The sequence below is a fragment of the Pseudoalteromonas sp. SG41-1 genome (genome assembly GCF_014164575.1).
Lineage (GTDB): Bacteria > Pseudomonadota > Gammaproteobacteria > Enterobacterales > Alteromonadaceae > Pseudoalteromonas > Pseudoalteromonas rhizosphaerae.
Genome location: NZ_JACJFL010000031.1, coordinates 13,917 through 35,292 on the forward strand (window position 1 = coordinate 13,917; position 21,376 = coordinate 35,292).

The 21,376-nt window shown below is 42.4% G+C and carries 17 protein-coding genes; 5 read left to right on the forward strand and 12 right to left on the reverse strand.

The features are described from left to right. Nucleotides 1-7: 7 nt before the first annotated feature. From dnaE to lpxB, 3 genes are read right to left on the reverse strand one after another with little or no spacing between them, the layout of a single operon-like run. Complete coding sequence (dnaE, locus tag H5203_RS15495) at nucleotides 8-3,499, reverse strand: DNA polymerase III subunit alpha (RefSeq protein WP_182819942.1); 3,492 nt, start codon at nucleotides 3,497-3,499, stop codon at nucleotides 8-10. Then, nucleotides 3,499-4,095: a ribonuclease HII gene (gene rnhB, locus H5203_RS15500; RefSeq protein ID WP_145240504.1), complete on the reverse strand. Its 597-nt coding sequence runs from the start codon at nucleotides 4,093-4,095 to the stop codon at nucleotides 3,499-3,501. The genes dnaE and rnhB overlap by 1 nt, the downstream gene beginning before the upstream one ends. Further along, nucleotides 4,085-5,242 carry a lipid-A-disaccharide synthase gene (gene lpxB / locus H5203_RS15505; RefSeq protein ID WP_145240502.1) on the reverse strand — a complete coding sequence of 386 codons (1,158 nt, stop codon included), beginning with the start codon at nucleotides 5,240-5,242 and terminating at the stop codon, nucleotides 4,085-4,087. The genes rnhB and lpxB overlap by 11 nt, the downstream gene beginning before the upstream one ends. Before the next feature lie 378 nt (nucleotides 5,243-5,620). Here lpxB and H5203_RS15510 point away from each other — a divergent pair, with 378 nt between their 5' ends. From H5203_RS15510 to cydC, 5 genes are read left to right on the forward strand one after another with little or no spacing between them, the layout of a single operon-like run. Next, a complete protein-coding gene (locus H5203_RS15510; RefSeq protein WP_182819943.1) occupies nucleotides 5,621-7,222 on the forward strand; it encodes a cytochrome ubiquinol oxidase subunit I in 1,602 nt (533 codons plus the stop codon). Continuing rightward, entirely contained in the window at nucleotides 7,219-8,358 is a 1,140-nt protein-coding gene (gene cydB / locus H5203_RS15515; RefSeq protein ID WP_145240499.1) for a cytochrome d ubiquinol oxidase subunit II, read from the forward strand. The genes H5203_RS15510 and cydB overlap by 4 nt, the downstream gene beginning before the upstream one ends. 13 nt (nucleotides 8,359-8,371) lie before the next feature. Continuing rightward, complete coding sequence (gene cydX, locus H5203_RS15520; protein WP_064667585.1) at nucleotides 8,372-8,524, forward strand: cytochrome bd-I oxidase subunit CydX; 153 nt, start codon at nucleotides 8,372-8,374, stop codon at nucleotides 8,522-8,524. Further along, entirely contained in the window at nucleotides 8,514-10,298 is a 1,785-nt protein-coding gene (gene cydD / locus H5203_RS15525) for a thiol reductant ABC exporter subunit CydD (RefSeq protein WP_182819944.1), read from the forward strand. The genes cydX and cydD overlap by 11 nt, the downstream gene beginning before the upstream one ends. Continuing rightward, nucleotides 10,291-12,024 carry a thiol reductant ABC exporter subunit CydC gene (gene cydC, locus H5203_RS15530; RefSeq protein WP_182778703.1) on the forward strand — a complete coding sequence of 578 codons (1,734 nt, stop codon included), beginning with the start codon at nucleotides 10,291-10,293 and terminating at the stop codon, nucleotides 12,022-12,024. The genes cydD and cydC overlap by 8 nt, the downstream gene beginning before the upstream one ends. On the opposite strand, the gene H5203_RS15535 is transcribed toward cydC, so the two are convergent. The 9 genes from H5203_RS15535 to H5203_RS15575 form a co-directional block, all read right to left on the reverse strand. Beyond that, the gene (locus tag H5203_RS15535) at nucleotides 12,021-12,404 is read right to left on the reverse strand and encodes a septal ring lytic transglycosylase RlpA family protein (RefSeq protein WP_182758352.1); all 384 of its coding nucleotides are present in this window, start codon (nucleotides 12,402-12,404) and stop codon (nucleotides 12,021-12,023) included. The two genes, cydC and H5203_RS15535, sit on opposite strands and share 4 nt — an antisense overlap. 140 nt (nucleotides 12,405-12,544) lie before the next feature. Continuing rightward, entirely contained in the window at nucleotides 12,545-13,315 is a 771-nt protein-coding gene (gene lpxA / locus H5203_RS15540) for an acyl-ACP--UDP-N-acetylglucosamine O-acyltransferase (protein WP_145240493.1), read from the reverse strand. Between the two features lie 2 nt (nucleotides 13,316-13,317). Further along, a complete protein-coding gene (gene fabZ / locus H5203_RS15545; protein WP_145240491.1) occupies nucleotides 13,318-13,770 on the reverse strand; it encodes a 3-hydroxyacyl-ACP dehydratase FabZ in 453 nt (150 codons plus the stop codon). A gap of 13 nt (nucleotides 13,771-13,783) precedes the next feature. Next, the gene (lpxD, locus tag H5203_RS15550) at nucleotides 13,784-14,821 is read right to left on the reverse strand and encodes a UDP-3-O-(3-hydroxymyristoyl)glucosamine N-acyltransferase (protein ID WP_182819945.1); all 1,038 of its coding nucleotides are present in this window, start codon (nucleotides 14,819-14,821) and stop codon (nucleotides 13,784-13,786) included. Between the two features lie 10 nt (nucleotides 14,822-14,831). After that, a complete protein-coding gene (locus H5203_RS15555) occupies nucleotides 14,832-15,350 on the reverse strand; it encodes an OmpH family outer membrane protein (protein ID WP_145240487.1) in 519 nt (172 codons plus the stop codon). 11 nt (nucleotides 15,351-15,361) lie between these two features. Then, nucleotides 15,362-17,833 (reverse strand): outer membrane protein assembly factor BamA, encoded by a 2,472-nt coding sequence (gene bamA, locus H5203_RS15560; protein WP_182731381.1) that lies wholly within the window; start codon nucleotides 17,831-17,833, stop codon nucleotides 15,362-15,364. A gap of 104 nt (nucleotides 17,834-17,937) precedes the next feature. Further along, complete coding sequence (gene rseP, locus H5203_RS15565) at nucleotides 17,938-19,290, reverse strand: sigma E protease regulator RseP (RefSeq protein WP_182819946.1); 1,353 nt, start codon at nucleotides 19,288-19,290, stop codon at nucleotides 17,938-17,940. A gap of 1 nt (nucleotide 19,291) precedes the next feature. Next, nucleotides 19,292-20,497, reverse strand: coding sequence for a 1-deoxy-D-xylulose-5-phosphate reductoisomerase (ispC, locus tag H5203_RS15570; RefSeq protein WP_145240482.1), 1,206 nt, complete (start codon nucleotides 20,495-20,497; stop codon nucleotides 19,292-19,294). Next, complete coding sequence (locus tag H5203_RS15575) at nucleotides 20,494-21,360, reverse strand: phosphatidate cytidylyltransferase (protein ID WP_145240480.1); 867 nt, start codon at nucleotides 21,358-21,360, stop codon at nucleotides 20,494-20,496. The genes ispC and H5203_RS15575 overlap by 4 nt, the downstream gene beginning before the upstream one ends. Between the last annotated feature and the right edge of the window lie 16 nt (nucleotides 21,361-21,376).

Genomic DNA, 21,376 nt, shown 5'->3' on the forward strand with positions numbered 1-21,376 from the left:
TACCTAATTAGTTAAATTCTAGTTCTACATCTTGCGCCGCCATTAACGATAACTTATGAATTAAGTCATCACTAGGCGTAACACACCATTCTGTCCCGAGGGTTAACTGTGCCAACGCATCTGGACGCTGATAGTAAACCTTAATCGGACAAGTACCAAACTTATAAGGTTCGAGTACTTTTTGTAATTTATCGAAGAAGTTGGCTTCGATTTGCACCATATTTAGCGTCATTTTAATCGCTTTAATACGTTTTTCGCGCGCTTGCGCGATGGTGCATATGTCTCTGGCGGTCATTGTAATACCACCGGAGAAGTTATCAAAGCTGACCTGTCCAGATATTACCAAGATATTGTTGATTTGCAGCATATCTTGGTACATTTCAAACTGTTCTGGGAATAAGCGTACATCAATACGGGCACTCTTGTCATCTAAAGTTACAAGCCCCCAACGATTTCCCTTTTTATTTACTAGTGTACGTGCAGCTATAACAAGGCCTGCAGCGGTTGATTGCACATCACGATTAGTTGGCTGTAAATCCACTAATTTACCACTGGTGTAATATTTCAGCTCTTTACGATACTGATTTATTGGGTGCCCGGTTAAATATAAGCCTAAGGTTTCTTTTTCCCCATCAAGCCATTGGTTATCAGTCAGTGGCGTGGCTTTTATAAATGCTTGCTCGACTTCATCCGGCTCTGTCGCTAATAAACCAAATAAATCAGTTTGCCCTAACGACTCTGCTTTATGATGCTGATCAGCCGCTTTCATGGCGTCTTTTAAGCTTGCCAATAACGTAGCACGCGCTGGTTGCGTTTTCTCGGGACCGAGTTGATCAAGCGCACCGGCGTAAATAAGTTTTTCGGTTACGCGTTTATTGATACGTTTTAAATCTACCCGCGCACAAAAATCGAATAGGTCTTTAAATGGCCCACCGTTACTTCGCGCTTCTAAAATTGCATCTACAGGCGCTTCACCCACGCCTTTGATAGCACCAATACCATAAACAATTTCACCCTTGAGGTTTACTGTAAACTTATAGGCACCGGCATTTACATCAGGCGGTAATAAAGTGAGTTTCATATTCTCACATTCATCAACCAAGGTGACGATTTTTTCAGTGTTATCCATATCAGCCGACATCACCGCCGCCATAAATTCAGCAGGATAATGGGTTTTCATCCACAGCGTTTGGTACGATACTAACGCATAGGCTGCGGAGTGCGATTTATTGAAACCGTAGCCTGCGAACTTCTCTACCAAGTCGAAGATTTTAATCGCCAGTTCGCCGTCAATGCCGTTATTTCGCGCACCATCTTCAAATGTTGAACGCTGTTTTGCCATCTCTTCTGGCTTTTTCTTACCCATTGCACGACGTAACATATCGGCGCCACCTAGGGTGTAACCAGCCAGTACCTGAGCAATTTGCATTACTTGTTCTTGATACAAGATAATGCCGTAAGTCGGCTCCAAAATAGGCTTTAAGCTTTCGTGTTGATATTGTGCATCTGGATAAGAAATTTCTTCGCGACCAAGTTTTCGGTCGATAAAGTTATCTACCATGCCTGACTGCAATGGCCCGGGACGAAACAAGGCTACCAAGGCGATCATATCTTCAAAGCAATCGGGCTTTAAGCGCCTTACTAAGTCTTTCATACCACGGGATTCAAGTTGGAATACCGCGGTAGTTTCTGCTCTTAATAGCAGCTCTATACTCTTTTTATCATTCAGTGGAATGGTGTTGATATCTATTGACTCTTTGCCCTCTCGGGTTAAGCGCTCATTAGTCATATCAACTGCCCATTGCAAAATGGTCAGGGTTCGCAGACCTAAGAAGTCAAACTTTACTAATCCGGCGGTCTCTACGTCATTTTTATCAAACTGAGTAACCGGAAACTTACCTTCATCGTCACAATACAGGGCGGCAAAATCAGTAATTGTAGTCGGTGAAATAACCACACCACCGGCATGTTTACCAGCGTTACGTGTACAGCCTTCAAGGATGCGACACATATCGATTAAGTCTTTTACTTCTGTATCGCCATCGTAAGCTTCTTGCAGGCGTGGCTCAACATCAAACGCTTTTGCCAACGTCATGCCGGGATCGCCTGGGATCAGTTTTGATATACGGTCAACAAATCCGTACGGGTGGCCAAGTACTCGGCCAACATCGCGTATTACCGCTTTTGCTGCCATAGTACCAAAAGTAATGATCTGTGATACCGCGTCTCGTCCATATAGAGCCGATACGTGATCGATTACTTCATCGCGTCTATCCATACAGAAATCGACGTCGAAATCCGGCATTGATACACGTTCAGGGTTCAAGAAGCGCTCGAAAAGTAAATCAAATTCAAGCGGATCAAGATCGGTAATTTTCAGCGCGTACGCCACTAACGAACCCGCACCTGAACCACGCCCTGGCCCAACTGGAATATTGTTATCTTTACTCCACTGGATGAACTCCATTACGATCAAGAAGTAACCAGGGAAACCCATTTGGTTAATTACATCGAGCTCGATTTGTAAACGCTCGTCGTATTCAACACGTTTTTCTGCTCGGTCAGCTTCATCAGGGAATAAAAACTGTAGGCGCTCTTCAAGACCGTCTCGGGATACTTTCACCAAGAAGTCTTCAATTTTTAATGAGCCGGTTGGGTAATCTGGTAAGAAATACGTACCAAGCTGCACCGTCACATTACAGCGTTTGGCGATTTCCACACTGTTTTGCAGCGCTTCTGGGATATCACTAAACAGCTCAGCCATTTGTGCTGGGGTTTTTAAGTACTGCTCTTCAGAGAAGCGCTTTGGTCGGCGTTTATCATCAAGCGTATAGCCGTCAAATATTGCTACGCGTATTTCGTGGGCCTCGAAGTTTTCAGGCTTCAAAAATACCACTTCGTTGGTAGCCACCACTGGCAATTGCTTAACGGTTGCAAGCTCAACCGCTAAGTGTAAATAGTCTTCTTCTTGTGTACGCTTAGTACGTATCAACTCAATATAGTAGTTATCACTAAAATGCTGTTTATAAAAACTAACCACCGACTCAACTGTGGCTGGGTTGCCTTTTAATAGCGCTTTACCTAAATCGCCATCTTTGGCACCAGAGAGTAAAATAAGCCCTTCTTTGTGCTCAACTAACCAATCTCGTTCAATAACAGGGCGATGAAATAAATGCCCACGTTGATACGCTTTAGAGATTAAAAGGGTAAGATTTTTATAACCGACATTATCTTTAGCTAAAATAACTAACCGACAAGGCCCTTCTGGAAACTCTGGGCTGTGTAACCAAAAATCAGCACCAACAATTGGTTTAATACCCGCATTATGAGCGGTGTCGTAAAAGCGCACTAAACCACATAAGTTCATTTGGTCGGTAATGGCCAATGCCGGTAATTGTAATTCCTGCGCTTTGGCGACAATCGGTTTAGTTTTCGCTAAACCATCGACCATTGAAAAGTCTGAATGTACCCGTAAATGCACAAAATCTGGAGCTGCCATTACTTCTCCTGCATCGCCAGTACACGTTGTACTGGTTTAAAGCTTTTACGATGTTCACTAATGGCGCCGTACTGCTCAAGAGCAGCAAAATGTGCCTTGGTTGGGTAGCCTTTATGACCTGCAAAACCATATTCTGGATAGCGTTTATCAAGTTCAATCATTTCATCATCACGGGCAACTTTAGCAATAATGGATGCTGCTGAGATCTCTGCCACTAGACTGTCGCCTTTTATTACGGCTTGTGCCGGCATACTGAGCGCAGGTAGGCGATTGCCATCGACAAATACAAACTCAGGGGTGGTACTTAAGCCTTCAACCGCACGAGTCATTGCCAGCATAGTGGCATGGAGAATATTTAACTCGTCGATTTCTGTGGGGCTACATCGGCCAATGGACCAACACAGCGCTTTTTCTTTGATCTCAATTGCTAGTGCTTGGCGTTTTTTATCGGTTAACTTTTTTGAATCCGCAAGACCAGCTATCGGTTTAGCTGGATCGAGGATCACCGCAGCGGTCACTACATCGCCAACTAATGGCCCACGGCCGACTTCATCAACGCCAGCGATAAAGCTGAGGTTAGGTCGTTCAATTTGCATCTATAATCTCCGCAACAGCAGTGGCTGCTTGCTCACTAGCATTTAAGCGTATTTGCTGGTGAATGGCTAAAAAACGCGCTTTTAACTCGCGATTATCACTATTTAGCATTGGTTCAAGGGCGTTCGTTAGGTTTTCAACGCTGCAATCATGCTGCATAAATTCAGGCACTAGCTCTTCGTCAGCTAATAAGTTTGGTAACGAAAAGTATTTAATATTAAAAGTGAATAAACTTTTAAAAATCCAATAACTTAGGGCTTTTATTTTATAGCCAACCACCATAGGTTTTTTATAAAGCATCCCTTCCAGGGTCGCGGTACCTGATGCAATTAAAATCACATCTGCCGCTTGCATTGCAAGGTTCGATTGCCCATCCAACAACTGAATATTTAGTTGTGGCGCTGTAGCTGCCAAAATAGCACTAAATTGTGCTTTGCGTTGCTCATTTACTAATGGCACCACTATTTTTAAATCAGGATTTTTAGCTTGTAGCCCGGCCGCTGTTTTAAGGTAAGTTTCACTAAGCAACCCTACTTCTGAGCCTCGACTACCTGGCAATAATGCCAGTACTTTATCATCAAGGCTTAAACCCAATTGTTGACGCGCTGCGCTGTCGTCATGCTCAAGGGCAATATCATCAGCCAGTGTATGGCCAACAAAAGTACATGGCACATTATGTTTATCGTAAAATGCTTTTTCAAACGGTAATAAAGCCAGCACCATATTGGTTGCAGCGCTGATTTTGTGGATACGTTTTTCTCGCCATGCCCACACTGATGGACTTACATATTGAATCGTTTTAATCCCAGCATCTTTTAACGGCTTTTCAACCCGTAAATTAAAGTCAGGTGCATCAATACCTATATAAACGTCTGGCGGGTTATCAATAAAGTGTTGGACTAGTTGCTTGCGAATTTTTAATAACCGCGGTAATCGGCCTAGCACTTCCACTAAGCCCATTACAGCTAACTCTTCCATATCAAATAAGCTACTACAGCCTTGCGCCTGCATTTTCGGCCCTGCAATACCTTCAAAAATGGCATCAGGGTAGCGCTGTTTCAATGCTTTAATTAGGCCTTCACCTAAAATATCACCAGAGAGCTCTCCAACTACAATCGCTATACGTAGTGGCTGTTTATCTTTATTCATGGCTGTTTTTTATTCACAAGTCAACAAGACGGTCATAGGCAGTAGTCTAGCTTGTTTTACTGCGCGATTAAATGACACACCCTGAATAAATTAGAGAAACCTTCAGCAACGTACCTTTACTGATACAATCAGAACTATTTGCCTGTTTTTCAAACATATATTGGTAAATAGTTAAGCTCTGTGTTTCACTAACTAAAGCCGATTAAAAAGCGTCGCATTAATCATAATGGGGTAATATTTATCCATGTTGTGATTGACAATAATTAACCAAAAGAGAATAATGCATAAAGTTTCAATAATTACTGAAACTTAATTAACTAACTTTTGCTTACTTTATTTGTTTTGTGACTCGCCCGCACATACAAGGAGCTATAAAAAATGATAGATGAAACCTTTGTGGATCTATCGCGATTACAGTTTGCTGTCACCGCCCTGTTTCACTTTTTATTTGTACCACTGACTCTAGGTATGACCTGGATTTTAGTGATCATGGAGTCGGTTTATGTAATGACCGGCCGAGAAATCTACCGTGATATGACCAAGTTTTGGGGTAAACTATTTGGCATTAACTTCGCCATTGGTGTAGCCACAGGCCTTACCATGGAGTTTGAATTTGGTACTAACTGGTCTTATTACTCTCATTATGTGGGCGATGTATTTGGCGCTCCCCTTGCGATAGAAGGGTTAATGGCATTCTTTTTAGAATCGACCTTTGTGGGTATGTTCTTTTTAGGCTGGGAGCGGCTCAGTAAACGCCAGCATTTAGGTGCAACCTTTTTAATGGCTATTGGTACTAATATGTCTGCGCTGTGGATATTAGTCGCTAATGGTTGGATGCAAAACCCTGTCGGTGCTGAATTTAACTATCAAACTATGCGCATGGAAATGACGAGTTTTGCCGAGCTTGTGTTTAACCCTGTCGCACAAGTTAAGTTTATTCATACTGTGTCTGCGGGCTATGTTGCCGCATCCATGTTCGTATTGGGGATCAGTAGTTGGTATATCCTTAAGGGCCGTGATCTCGCTTTTGCAAAACGCTCTTTTTCAGTCGCTAGCGGCTTTGGTTTAGCCTCAGTATTGTGTGTTATTTTACTTGGCGATGAATCAGGCTATGAAGTCGGTGAAGTACAAAAAGTAAAACTGGCAACCATTGAAGCTGAATGGCACACCGAGGAAGCACCCGCTGCGTTTACGTTAGTTGGGATCCCTGATTCCGATAAACAAGTGACCCATGCTGCCGTTAAAATCCCGTATGCACTAGGCTTAATAGCGACCCGCTCGCTAGATGAGCAAGTCATCGGCATTAATGATTTAGAAAAACAACACGAAGTGCGTATTCGTAACGGTATGATCGCTTATAAATACCTTGAAAAACTGCGCAGTGGTGATGACTCAGCTGAGAATATTGCTAAGTTTGACACCCTCAAAGCTGATTTAGGCTACGGCTTATTGTTAAAGCGTTATACACCAAATGTAGTGGATGCAACTGAAGCACAAATTCAGCAAGCCGTTAAAGATTCGTTCCCTCAAGTAGGCCCGATGTTTTGGTCATTTAGGATCATGGTTGGCTGTGGTGTGATTATGCTGGGCGTATTTGTATTGTCTTTTTATTACAATGCACATCGTGTGATTGAACAAAAACGTTGGTTATTGTGGGCTGCGGTGTGGAGTATCCCTCTACCTTGGATAGCAATTGAATTTGGCTGGATAGTTGCAGAGTATGGCCGTCAGCCGTGGGCAATCTCTGAAATACTGCCAACCTTTTTAGCGACCTCGTCACTGACTGTCAATGATATTTTAATAAGCTTAACCGGCTTTATCCTATTCTACACCGGCCTTGCTATTGTCGAGGGCTGGCTGATGCTGCGATTTGTAAAAATAGGACCAAGTTCATTGCACACTGGTAAATATCACTTTGAACATTTAGATGACCATACTAATGGCGACCAAATAACTGACGAGCAAGGAGCAAAATCATGATTTTCGATTATGAAACGTTAAAGTTACTTTGGTGGGTTATCATCGGCGTATTGTTAATTGGTTTTGCAATCACCGATGGTATGGACATGGGCGTGGCTATGCTTATCAAGTTAGTTGGTAAAACCGACAGTGAACGCCGTGTGGTGATCAATACGGTAGGTCCACACTGGGATGGTAACCAAGTATGGTTTATCACCGCAGGTGGTGCCTTATTTGCAGCGTGGCCGATGGTTTATGCGGCTGCATTTTCGGGCTTTTACTTTGCTATGATGTTGGTATTGTTTGCCTTATTTTTTAGACCTTTGGGTTTTGACTATCGCAGCAAAATTGACTCTCCACGCTGGCGTAACAATTGGGATTGGGGCTTATTTGCTGGCAGTGCCATTCCTGCTCTGGTATTTGGCGTGGCCTTTGGCAATCTGTTTTTAGGTGTGCCATTTAGTATTGATGAATACCTTAGAACCAGCTACCAAGGATCTTTCTTTGCATTATTAAATCCATTTGCCTTATTAGCCGGCTTGATCAGCGTAACTATGTTACTTGCCCATGGCGGTATGTGGTTACAGCTGCGTACAGACAGTGATGTTGCTCGTCGCTCAGCGCAATATGGTCGTTATGCACTGTTAGCATTCATCGTGTTATTTGCTGTTGCAGGTATTTGGATTGCTAATCTTGATGGTTACCAAATAATCTCGATGGGTGATACGCAAGGCTTTGCAAACCCACTAGATAAAACAGTAACCACCTCTGCAGGTGCTTGGTTAAACAATTATCAACAAATGCCTTTAACTATGCTGTTCCCTGCGGTCGCTTTTTTAATGGCTGCATTAGCGTGGATATGTTCAAAAATTAATAGACCGGGGCTGGCATTAATAGCAACAAGCTTAATGCTTGGCGGTGTGATCATGACGGCTGGAATGTCTTTATTCCCATTTATTATGCCATCAAGTAATCACCCTGATATTAGTTTAACAATATGGGATGCGGTTTCTAGCCATAGAACATTGAATGTAATGTTTATTGCAGTAAGTATTTTTGTGCCACTTATTTTACTTTACACCACATGGTGTTATGTGAAAATGTGGCGCAAAGTAACCGTAGAAGAAATTGAAAATAACAGCCATGGCAGTTACTAAGGAGATTTGATCTATGTGGTATTTTGCTTGGATACTCGGTGTTTTATTAGCCTGTACGTTAGGTGTGATCAACGTTATGTGGTACGAATTTGGCCAGAACAAAGACAGTATCGCTGACGACGAACAAGAATTACACGATAGGCTTAATCGCCAAAATGACGACTAACCCCCGACCAAATCGCGCGCAGCAAACTACGCTGCGCGCGTTTTTAAAAACGCATTCCAATCACGCTGGCAGTCTTTTAAAAATCAGTATTGCGCTAGGAACATTTAACGCATTATTGATGATTGCCAGTGCTTATTTAGTGGCACGATCAATTCATTTAGTGATGTTTGAACACGCCAATTTAGCCACTATTACCCCTTTACTTTGGCCATTAGCAGCATTGATTTTAGGGCGCGGAATATTGCTTGGATTTTCGCAGCGCATAAGTGCCCAAGCCGCACTTAAAATTAAAACTGCAATGCGCCATACTTTACTCGATAAACTCACCTTACTTGGGCCAAGTTATATTGAACAACAAGGTCATGGCGCGACTTTAAACACCCTACACAATGGTGTTGAAGCACTGCACGATTATTATGCTAATTATTTACCGAGCGTGGCTTACAGTGCGCTTATTCCTTTGGCTATCCTGATGGTGATTTTTCCTACCGATTGGAAGGCTGGGTTGATTTTTTTATTCACCGCCCCCCTAATTCCGTTTTTTATGATTTTGGTTGGCCACAAAGCAGAACAACTGAATCAACAACGTTGGCAACAACTAGCTGTGTTGGGTAATTACTTTTTTGACCGCTTACAAGGCTTAACCCAACTAAAGTTATTTAATGCGACTACGCGCGAACTAAAACAAATTGCCAAAATTTCCGATGACTTTCGCCATGCGACTTTAAACGTATTAAAAATCGCATTTTTATCATCTTTCGCACTCGAGTTTTTAGCGACCATTAGTGTCGCGTTAGTAGCGGTGATAATCGGTTTTCGTTTGTTTTTTGGTACCTTAGATTTTTCGACCGGCTTTGTTGTACTGTTACTTGCCCCGGAGTTTTATTTACCGCTGCGCCAACTCGGCAGCCATTACCATGCCCGATTAGAAGGGATTAGTGCCGCCGCTGATATGCTAAAAATATTGAATGAGCCACTCCCTGCTAAGGATCTTGAGAACATACAACCAAATACTCAAAATAGCTTAAACTTACCAAGTATCGAACAACTCAATATTGATAATTTAAATTTTCATTACCCACAAAGTAATGAAGGCGTTAACAATATAAACCTAACATTTGCAGGCACAGGCCTGTATGCCATCGTTGGTCAAAGTGGTGCTGGTAAAAGCACCTTACTCGATTGTTTATTAGGGTTTCATCCTCAGGTGATCGGTGCTGTTACGGTAAATCAACAACAATTAGCCGCATCACACATTAAGCAATGGCAGCAACATATTGCCTGGATCCCACAACAACCTACTTTATTGTTTAACAGTATCAAAGCTAACTTACTATTGGCCAAACCGGATGCCACACTCACGCAGCTAGAAACTGCAGCAGAGCAAGCTGGTGCACTTGAGTTTATCAATCAATTACCAGAGGGCTTTGACACTCAAATTGGTGAACAAGGCGAAGGACTCTCAGGCGGGCAAAAGCAGCGGATCGCTTTAGCTCGGGCATTTTTAAAACAAGCGCCAATTTTGATCCTTGATGAGCCAACCGCACACCTCGATAGCCAAACTGAGCAACAGGTGCAAGCGGCTATCAATCATTATGCACAGCAACATCTCGTTGTGGTGATAGCCCATCGCTTAAATACCATTGCACAAGCTAAACAAGTTATTGTAATGAAAGATGGTGCTGTTATTGAGCAAGGTAGCTTTAAAACCCTCATCGATAACCAAGGCGCGCTGTTTGATTTAGTGCATGCAAGGAGTAAACAGCATGACTAATTTTTTACGTTTATTAAAACTGTGTAGACCGCACCTAGGTGCAATGCTGTTAGGGGCATTTTTAGCAACCTTAACAGTACTGGCAAACGTTGGCTTATTGGCTATTTCTGGTTGGTTTTTAGCCGCCATGGCTGCAGCTGGCTTGGCTGGCACGCAAATGAATTACTTCACACCAGCCGGCACAATTAGATTTTTGGCAATCGTAAGAACCGCCTCTCGTTACGGCGAGCGATTGGTAACCCACAACGCCACCTTTTTATTATTAAGTGAAATTCGTGTCAGTGTTTTTAACACGCTAAGCCAGCTAAGCAATGTTGATTTAGCCATGAGCCGCAGCGCCGATCTATTTAACCGCATGCAAAATGACGTTGAAGCGCTCGATAAATTTTACTTAAACGTATTATTACCGATGATTGTTGCGCTAATCAGCGTGCCAATTGTGGTTGCAATTATGGCAGCCTACAACAGTAATGTAGCGTTACTATGCTTTACTGCACTCTTAATAGTAGGCGTTGCCCTGCCGATCATACTGAGTAAACAACTTCAGCAAACTGCCGACCTCGAAACTCACTATTCGGCGACTTTACGTGCTGAATTATCAGATACCCTAAGTGGCTTACGAGAGTTGGCTATCTATCAAGCCACCGAGCAACAAATTGAGCAATGTCGGGCAGCCAGTGAACGCTATAATCGGCAACTATTTGTTCGCCATAGCGCCGAAGCACATAGTAATGGCATATCACTATTAATAGTACAACTGAGTATGCTCGGTGCCATTGTGATAATTGCACCGCTAGTTTACAGCGGAGCTATGGCCAATGTTGAACTGGCAATGCTTAGTTTATTTGTGCTTGCTAGTTTTGAAACGGTGCTAACGCTACCAAATGCGTTTATTCAATTGCCCGTAGCGCTAAGCGCTGCAAAGCGTATTTTTGATTTAGAAGATAAACTGCGCCCTGAAACTACAAGCGTTCAGGAGTCGTTATCAGTGCAACCTTTAGGGCTTGAATTTAAAGATCTTAGTTATTGTTACCACAGTGATACTTTTGCGCTTAACAACTTAAGTTTTGCGATTGAGCCACTGCAAAAAGTCGCGATTGTGGGGCAAAGCGGCAGTGGGAAAAGTACGCTGGTTAATTTACTCAGTGGTTTATGGCCACAGCAAAATGGTGAGATAAATCTAACTTCAGCAGACAAAACCATAGCAATTAACACGATCAGTCAACAAAATCGCTGCGAACTGATTAACATAGTCGCACAACAACATCATATTTTTGATGGCACCATTGCTGAAAACTTACGCTATGCGGCGCCCTCAGCAACTAAACAACAAATGCGCACAGCCTGTCAACAAGCACAGTTAGGTGATTGGCTTAGCGAGTTAAAACTAGGATTAGACACCCGCTTAGGCACAGGTGGCAGAAGTTTGTCGCGTGGGCAATCGCGGCGTTTAGCGTTAGCGCAAGCCTTACTCAGAGCACCGGCTATTTTAGTGCTTGATGAGCCAACCGAAGGCCTCGACAATCAATCGAAGCATCAAGTTATGGATGCGATATTAACCAGCATGCAGCACTGTACTGTGATCAGCATAACTCACGACCCTGCCTTACTTGCCAATATGGATAACGTAATTTGGTTAGAGCAAGGGCAAATAAAAGCGATTGCAACGCATCAGCAACTATTAGCAGAGCAACCTGAGTACGTGAACTTGATCACACGCTTTTAATCAATTACTTCAACGGTTACGTTAATAACGCCCGAGCTTGGCTCTGCGAGTTGCTCAAACGCATGCTTTGTTAAATCGATGATACGGCCGCGAATAAAAGGACCGCGATCATTCACTCTAACGACCACTGAACGGTTATTTGCTGTGTTTGTGACTTTAACTTTGCTGTTAAAAGGGAGCTGTTTGTGCGCCGCAGTCATGGCTTGTTGGTCAAACTTTTCACCACTAGCGGTCAGCCGACCATGGTATTTATCGGCATAAAAGCTAGCATTTCCCTGCTCACGAATACCTGTGCTTGTTGCAGAATAGTTTGTCGGCGAGCTACTACAGCCAGCTAAAATAGCCAGTGCTAAGCTAATTAAAAGTGCTTTAATCAAAATTCAACGCTCCCTTAGAATGCATAAAGGTAGCAGGTATCAACTGAGCTGCAACTGAATTAAAGTAAATACAAAACAGTGAATACAAAAAAGCCACCAAGTTAACTTAATAACTGGTGGCTTTTATACACAGCATAAACGAATTAACGAATAATACCGCGTTCAGAATTTTTCACAAAATCAACCATTAACTGTACTGCTGGGTACTTAGCGGCATCATCAGCAAGCGCTGCAAGTGCCTCTTCAACACCTAAGCTCTTGCGGTATAATGTTTTATAAGCACGACGTGTTGCCATTACTTCATCGCTTTCAAAACCACGGCGTTTCATGCCTTCAGTATTAATTGCAACAGGACCTGCTGGCGTACCTATGGTTGTTACAAACGGCGGCACATCTTTGTTGACGCCAGAGTACATACCTACAAAGGCATGTGCCCCCACTTTACAGAATTGATGAATACCTGAATTACCCGCTAAGATAACCCAGTCACCAATATGTACATGGCCTGCAACAGATGCATTATTAGCAAAAATAACGTTATCGCCAATCACTGCATCATGAGCTACGTGAGTGTAAGCCATAAATAAATTATTGCTGCCAATCTTAGTCACACCTTGGTCTTGAATTGTACCTCGGTGGATAGTCGCGCATTCACGAATAACATTGTTATCGCCAATGATAAGTGTGGTTGGCTCATTATTATATTTTTTGTCTTGGCAGGCTTCACCTACAGACGCAAATTGAAATATATGATTGCCTGAACCTATTGTTGACGGACCTTTGACCACAACATGGGATTCGATAATGCAGTTGTCACCAATAACCACATCGTTGCCAATGTAGCTGTAAGGGCCAACTGATACATTATTACCTAACTTTGCACCTGATTCGATTATCGCTGTAGGATGGATCACAATTAAAGCTCTCTTCTCGCACACATGATTTCGGCACTACATACTATTTTGCCATCAACTTTTGCTTCTGCCGCAAACTTCCAAATATTACGACGCTCTTTTAAAAATTGAACGTGTAAATGCATGGTGTCACCAGGCGTTACTGGTTGTTTAAAGCGCGCATTATCTATCGCTGCAAATAAATATAGTTCATTTTCACTGCGATTTTCGACAGTTTTAAAACCCAATAAACCGGTTGCCTGTGCCATGGCTTCTAAAATTAATACACCAGGAAAAATTGGCTGGTTAGGGAAATGGCCGGTAAAAATCGGTTCATTAAAAGTTACGTTCTTAATTGCATGTAATGATTCACCAGGGGTGTAATCAAGCACACGGTCAACTAGTAGCATCGGGTAACGATGCGGAAGTAAGCTTAAAATTTCTTGTATATCAAGGCTATTTAATTCGTTTGCCAAAATAGCATCCTTATTAATGATCAACGTTTAATGACTTAGTCAGAGTCTCTAGCGCTTTAAGGCGAACTTTCATCTCTGGCAGATTACGTAAATGGGCAATGTTTCTGCGCCACTCTTTATTTGAAGAGTGTGGAAGCCCTGAGGAATAAACACCAGGTTCCGTAATCGCTTTAGTCACCATGCTCATACCCGTAAGTATAACACCATCACAGATATCTATGTGACCATTTATGCCTACAAGCCCCGCAATCTGGCAATTTTTACCAATAGTTGTACTACCAGCTATCACGGTACAGCCAGCAATTGCTGTGCCTGAACCAATTTCAACATTATGAGCAATTTGACATTGGTTATCGATAATCACATTGCTGCGAATAATCGTGTCGTCTATTGCGCCGCGATCAACCGTAGTACCTGCACCAATTTCAACCTTGTCACTAATAATAACGCGACCAAGCTGAGGGATTTTTATCCATTGTCCTTTATCGTTTGCATAGCCAAAGCCATCACTGCCGATTACGCTACTTGATTGAAATAAACAATCATTGCCAATCTCTACATCATGATAAACACTGACATTTGCCCACAGTTTTGTGCCATTGCCAATTTTTGTGTTTTCACCAATAAAGCAATTAGCACCTATTTGCACGTTATCACCAATTACCGCTCCGGCTTCAATCACCGCATTAGCGGCAACAGCGGCTGTGCTTGCAACCGTGGCATCAGGGTGGATCACCGCACTTGGGTGTATACCTGATGACGCTGAACGTGGCGTGGTATCGAGTAACTGAGCTAATTTCGCGTAGCAAACATAAGGGTTAGCAACGATGAGCTTATTACCTTGATAATACTCTGCATCTGCGGCAGATAAGATCACTGCCCCCGCTTGAGTATCACTAAGTTGTGAGCGATATTTCTTATTCGCTAAAAATGCAATATGCCCAGATTGGGCATTTGCAAGTGTAGCAATTTTTGAGATTTCCCAAGCGCCGTCACCGTCAAGCTCGGCGCCTAGAAGTTCCGCAATCTGCGAAAGCGTATAATTATGCATATAATAAGTTCTATTGCTTACTTACTTGATCAACAACTTTACTTGATAAATCAACTACCGTTTTAGGGTTAAAGTAGATAGTAGTATCTTTAACTTTAACTTCATCATATTTACCATCTTTGGCAATATCTTCGATTGCTTTGATGATAAGACCTTGAACTTTAGCTAATTCTTGATTTTGACGAACTTTAATTTCTTGCTCTAAAGGACGACCTTTTTCAGCAAGATTTTTTTGCATACCTTCCACTTTTTCACGTAGGGCATCTTTTTGCGCTTGGCTCATCGTAGTGCTTTCACGCTTGAATTTTTCTGCTTCAAAGCGGATATCGCCCTGCAACTTCTCAAGCTCTTGACGACGCTCAGCAAATTCAGCTTGTAATGTTTGCTCAACTTTTGCCATTTGTGGGATTTGTTTGTAGATTTCTTGCATATCTACGATACCTACTTTATGTGCAAAAGCACTTGCAGAAGTACCCATCATAAGTGTAGCTAAAATGGCAATTGCCGATGATTTAAATGATTTTTTCACAAAAAACTCCTTTAGAATGTATTACTAATGTTAAAGCTGATGGTCTTCGTATCGTCATCTTCTTCTTGTTGCAATGGATACGCAAAACTAATCAACATAGGACCCATAGGTGAGATCCATTGTAGTGATAAACCGGTTGATACCCTAAAGCGCAGCGGATCTGAATAATCCTCAAGCTTAGCGCGTTCATCCGGCCCTAAATTTTTATAACGATCAACGTTAAATTCAGTATCCCATACGTTTGCAGCATCAATAAAGAAGCTGGTACGTACAGAACTGGTATTATCTTCATCCAAGAATGGAGTTGGCACAATTAACTCCATGCCAGCAACCGCTTTAGCATTACCACCAATACGCCCTTGTGGTGTTAACACATCAAACTCTGGCGAACCGCCTATATTGCCTGTTAGGCCACCATCTGGCAACGAAGTGCCCGGAATTAACTGTGGCGTACGTGATATTGCGCGCGGCAATATAGTATTACGGTCAAAACCGCGTAATTCCATTTCTGTTATACGAAAGTACTCTTGGAATGGCAATGTTTGGTCGTAACCATTGGTTGTGCCATAACCGTTACCATAACCAAGCGCAGCACGGGTTGAGAATACCCAACGATGGTTATTCGAAAGCGGCCAATAAAAACGCGAGTCATAGTTTAACTTAAAGTAAGTTAAATCAGAGTTTGGCGTAGTACCTGTTAAGTTTAATGTTTGACGCGAACCTGCAGTTGGGAATAAGCCACGGTTTACTGTCACACGAGACCAGCCAACGCTGAGTTCGTACTTAGTAAAATCAAATCCTTTATCTGGATTATTCGGGTCTAAGAAGGTCTCACGCATAACACGAGTTTGCTCATATTCAGCAATTTCAGATAATTCTTCTTGGATCCAACGTACACCAAAGTTGATACGGTTTACCGCATCAATCGGGAATCCTATATTAGTACCAATCCCGTAGCTTTTCGATTTGTAATCGATGAGGCTAAACTTACTTGCATCGTAATTACTGTAGAAAATACTACTGCCTTGCGACACACCATCTGGGGTGAAGTAAGGGTCGGTATACGATAAACTAACACGTTCTGAACCACGCGAGGTATTGATGTTAAAGCCAATCTGGTTACCCGTGCCTAAGAAGTTAGACTCAGTAACACCGATATTAAATTGCAGACCTAAGTAAGAACCATAAGCAAGACCTGCATTAAAGCTACCTGCTGATTGCTCTTTAACAGTAAAATCGACATCAACTTGGTCATCTATACCAGGGACTGGCACAACATTAAAATCAACACTTTCCATGTAAGGAAGACGTTGAATTTGTAGCTTTGAACGCTCAAGATTCTGATTCGATAACCAGGCGCCTTCCAGCTGGGTCATTTCACGACGTAATACTTCATCTGCGGTATTTTGGTTACCACCAACGATAATACGACGAACATAAACACGCTGACCAGGATTAACTGAGAGTGTTAACTGAACTTCTTTGTTTTCATCGTCAATTTCAGGAATGGTGCGAACTTCCGCATTCGCATAACCGAAACGCGCTAAATAACTTTTGATAAATTCTTCAGATGAGGTAACCACTGAGCCATTATAAAGTTCACCGGCACGAAGTGGAATAACGCTTTTGATCAGTTCTTCACGGCCAAGTAAATCACCAATGAAGTCAAAGCCTTTCACTTTGTATTTAACGCCTTCGGTGATGTTAGCTGTTACATACACAGATTCACGCTCAGGACTAACTGATACTTGTGTTGAGTCAATATTAAAACGTAAGTAACCACGGTCTAAATAATAACTACGAATTTTCTCGAGATCGCCTTCAATGGTTTGTTTCTGGTAGCGATCGCTGCCCATAAACTGCCACCAAGGTAAATCTTGTTGTGACTCAGCAAGTGCTAACAAGTCTTCATCACTAAATAATTCATTACCAACTAAGTTGATCTGACGAATAGATGCGGCATCGCCTTCATCAAACTCAAGTTTTAGCTTAACGCGGTTACGCGGTAACTTAGTGATACTGACATCAATTTTAGCGTTGTATTTACCAATACTGTGGAAAAACTCAATTAAGCCTTTCTCGATGTTATCCACCACAGTTTTATCCAGTGGTTCACCTTGGCGAATATCTTGCTGATCAAGCGACTGAGTAAGCTGCTCGTCTTTAATGTCTTTATTACCTTCAAACTCAATAACACTAATAGTTGGGCGCTCTGTTACTTTAAAAATAACATTATTGCCATCACGTAGTGCCTTGATGTTGTCGAAGTGACCTGAGTTATACAAAGACTTAATCGTTTTTGAAATTGTGTAGTCATCAACATTATCACCCACATTAATAGGAATATGTGTTAATGCCGCTCCCAACGCAACGCGCTGTAAGCCTTCAACTTTTAAATCGTCAACAATAAAGGAGTTTTGGCCTAGGGCTGCAAAGCTAGCACCTAATAAACTTGTTACTGCCAAATGTTTTTTTATAGCCATTTTATTATCTTTATCCTTTACAACGGTATTACCGCTCAACACCTTAAAATTATACTTTAGCGGTGTTTTACAATCGTGTTTTAATTCGAGACTGTCGCAATTGCTTACAATCGCGATACATCATTGAACAAAGCGAAACATGTAAGAAAAATGAGTAGCAAGGCACCCACTTTAAAACCAAATTCTTGTGTCTTTTCAGAGACCGGCTTTTTACGAAAAAGTTCAATTATGTAATACATTAAGTGCCCACCATCAAGCACTGGTAAGGGCAATAAATTAAATACGCCCAGGTTTACACTTATCAATGCTAAGAAGCCTAAAAACGCTACTAAGCCATAGCTTACGCTAGTTCCCGCTCCAACAGCAATACCAACTGGACCACTTAAATTCTTCACTGATACTTGACCAGTAATTAAGTTACCAATCATATCAAAACTTAGGCTGATCAAGCGCCATGTTTCACTTACGCCCAGCACCATACTATCGAGTGGACCATAATGTCTAGTTTCAATGTAACCATCTGGCCATGTTTCAACCACCGGCGCGACACCTAAAAAGCCTTGTAGCAAGCCATCACTATTACGTTGTCCTTTCGGCGTAACATTTAGCAGCTCTATACTATCTTGTCTTTTTACACTAAATTGTAATGATTTGTTAGCGGATTGCTGAATAACATTAACTAACTGCGTCCAACTGGTTATTGTTTCACCATTTACTGCGATAATTTCATCGCCTGCTTGTAAATTAGCGTCTGCTGCAGCAGAGTTTGGCGAAATTGTGGCAACGGTTAAAGTCGCCTGCGGACGAAACGGTACAATACCTAATGAAGCTAATGGTGGCACATCTTGTTGATCAAGTTTCCAACCATCAATATCAAGCATTTTAACCTGTTCTTGAAATTGCTCGTCACGCACGGTAACTGCAACGCTTTTATCACCTAGGCTGGCCATTAACGCAAACGTAGCATCTTGCCAGGTAGCAATATCATCATCGCCAATTTTTATAATTTGCTGACTTGGCATAATACCGGCTTGCTCAGCGCGGCTACCCTCATTTACTGAGCCAACCACCGGCTTCACCGATTGAACTCCAACCATGTACATCGCAGCTAAAGCAAAGATAGCAAATATAAAGTTAGCCAGCGGCCCTGCCGCTACAATCGCGATACGCGCTTGTACTGACTTGGCATTGAATGATAAGTGGCGTTGGTCAGCAGGCACCTCATCAACACGTTCATCAAGCATTTTCACGTAGCCGCCTAAAGGAATTGCTGCAATAACATATTCAGTGTCGTGTTTATCGTGCCATTTTATTAGCGGTTTACCAAAGCCAATAGAAAACCTTAATACCTTCACACCCGCTTTGCGGGCAACCCAAAAATGGCCATATTCATGCACTGTTACTAAAATTCCCAGCGCTAGAATAAAAGAACCTAAATTCCACAGAAAATCGAACATATTAGCGTACTACCTTTGCAATGAGTTGCGTCGCTTGAAGTCGAGCTAAACGGTCACATTCAAGAATTTCATCGAGCGTGTGTACGTTTACATCAACCGTTGTGTCTAATGTTTGTGCATTAATGCGGTATATATCAGTAAAGCCTATCTGCCCTTGTAAAAATGCCTGTACAGCAATTTCATTGGCAGCATTAACTGTCGTTGTAGCACCTTGTCCAGCATTACACGCAGCAATAGCTAATTGTAAATTGGGGTAGCGGGCAAAATCTGGTTTCGTAAAAGTAAAATCAGCAAGCTGTGAAAAATCCAGTGGTGTTACTCCAGCATCAATACGCTGTGGGTATGCTAAAGCATGAGCAATCGGTGTACGCATATCTGGATTCCCCATTTGCGCTAGCACCGATCCATCTTGGTATTGCACCATTGAATGAATAATACTTTGCGGGTGAATGACCACTTCAATATCGTTTGCCTGGCAGTTAAATAGCCATTTAGCCTCAATAAACTCAAGGCCTTTATTCATCATAGTGGCTGAATCAACAGATATCTTTTGTCCCATCGACCAATTTGGATGCGCTACAGCTTGTGCCACAGTAACGTCTTTTAAAGAGGCAATATCACACGTTAAAAAAGGCCCACCAGAACCGGTAAGTAAAATTTTACTTACCCCATGCTCATGTAACTGTGCGTTGGTTTTAGAGCCTTGCAGTGCACTTGGCAGGCACTGGAATATGGCATTATGTTCACTGTCAATCGGTAGTAAAGTGGCTTTATGTTGTTTTACTTTATCAATAAACAACTGACCTGACATGACTAAAGATTCTTTATTCGCCAGTAATACTTTTTTACCTGCTTCTACCGCACTAAGTGTAGGTATTAGCCCCGCTGCACCAACAATCGCCGACATTACCGCGTCAACGTCTGGGTGAGCGGCCAGTTCACTCATGGCGGCAATGCCACTGCGGATCACTGTTTTGCAGCCACTGCCCGATAAGTGTTGGCTTAACTTAGCTGCAGCGCTGTCATCTGCCATCACTGCAAAGCGTGGTTGATGAGCAATACACAATTGCGCCATCAATTCACTATTATTACCTGCCGCAAGTGCAAATACAGCAAACTGTTCTTGATTACGCGCAACAACATCTAAGGTACTCAAACCAATGGAACCTGTCGCGCCGAGAATGACGAGTTGTTGTCTACAACTCATAAACTAAGTGTCCATGCATAGCACAACACAAAAATGGGGGCTGCAGCAGTTAGGCTGTCAAGGCGATCTAAAATCCCCCCATGGCCAGGCAAACATGAGCCACTATCTTTAAGACCAGCTTCGCGTTTAAACATACTTTCGAGTAAGTCGCCAATAGCTGAGAATAACGCGATGAATACAGTCATAATCGCGTAAATTGGCCAAACAGACATATCTACATTGGTAAAATGACAAAACGCTAAAACAAAAATTACCGCAGCAACTAAGCCACCAGCTAAACCTTCAATGGTTTTATTAGGGCTCACTTTTGGCATTAACTTATGCTTGCCAAAGTTTTTACCCGTAAAGTATGCACCAATGTCAGCACTCCATACGATCCCCAGTACCACTAAAATAAGCATCGAACCAAAGTGCGTTGATTGCTCATAGTTAGCACTGCGCAGTGTATTAAGCGCAAGCCACAGCGGTACTAAGGTGAGAATACCGGCAATAGCGCGCATAACCACTCCTTCGTTCCATGCTTTAGCCATTGCTGGGTAGCGCCACACTAGGTAGGTGGCTACAATCCACCACGAAAATGACAGTGTGAATATATAATTTGCGTCTCCTACGAGCTGGCCGTCGACCCACAGTCCATCAATTGGCCAATGCCAATTAAGCAGTACCAGTAACAAGCCAATAAACGTCACAAACGAAAAACGTTTAACTTTATCGCATAACCCCATAAATGCCGACCATTCCCACGCGCCTAATAAAACAATCGCGCCAGCGATGTAACTAAACAATGTAAGAGGTGTATAAAAAACCAACACCAGTGCCAAAGGCGCTAGCACTAAAGAGGTTAAAATTCGTTGTTTTAGCAAAGTGTTACCCTTTTTA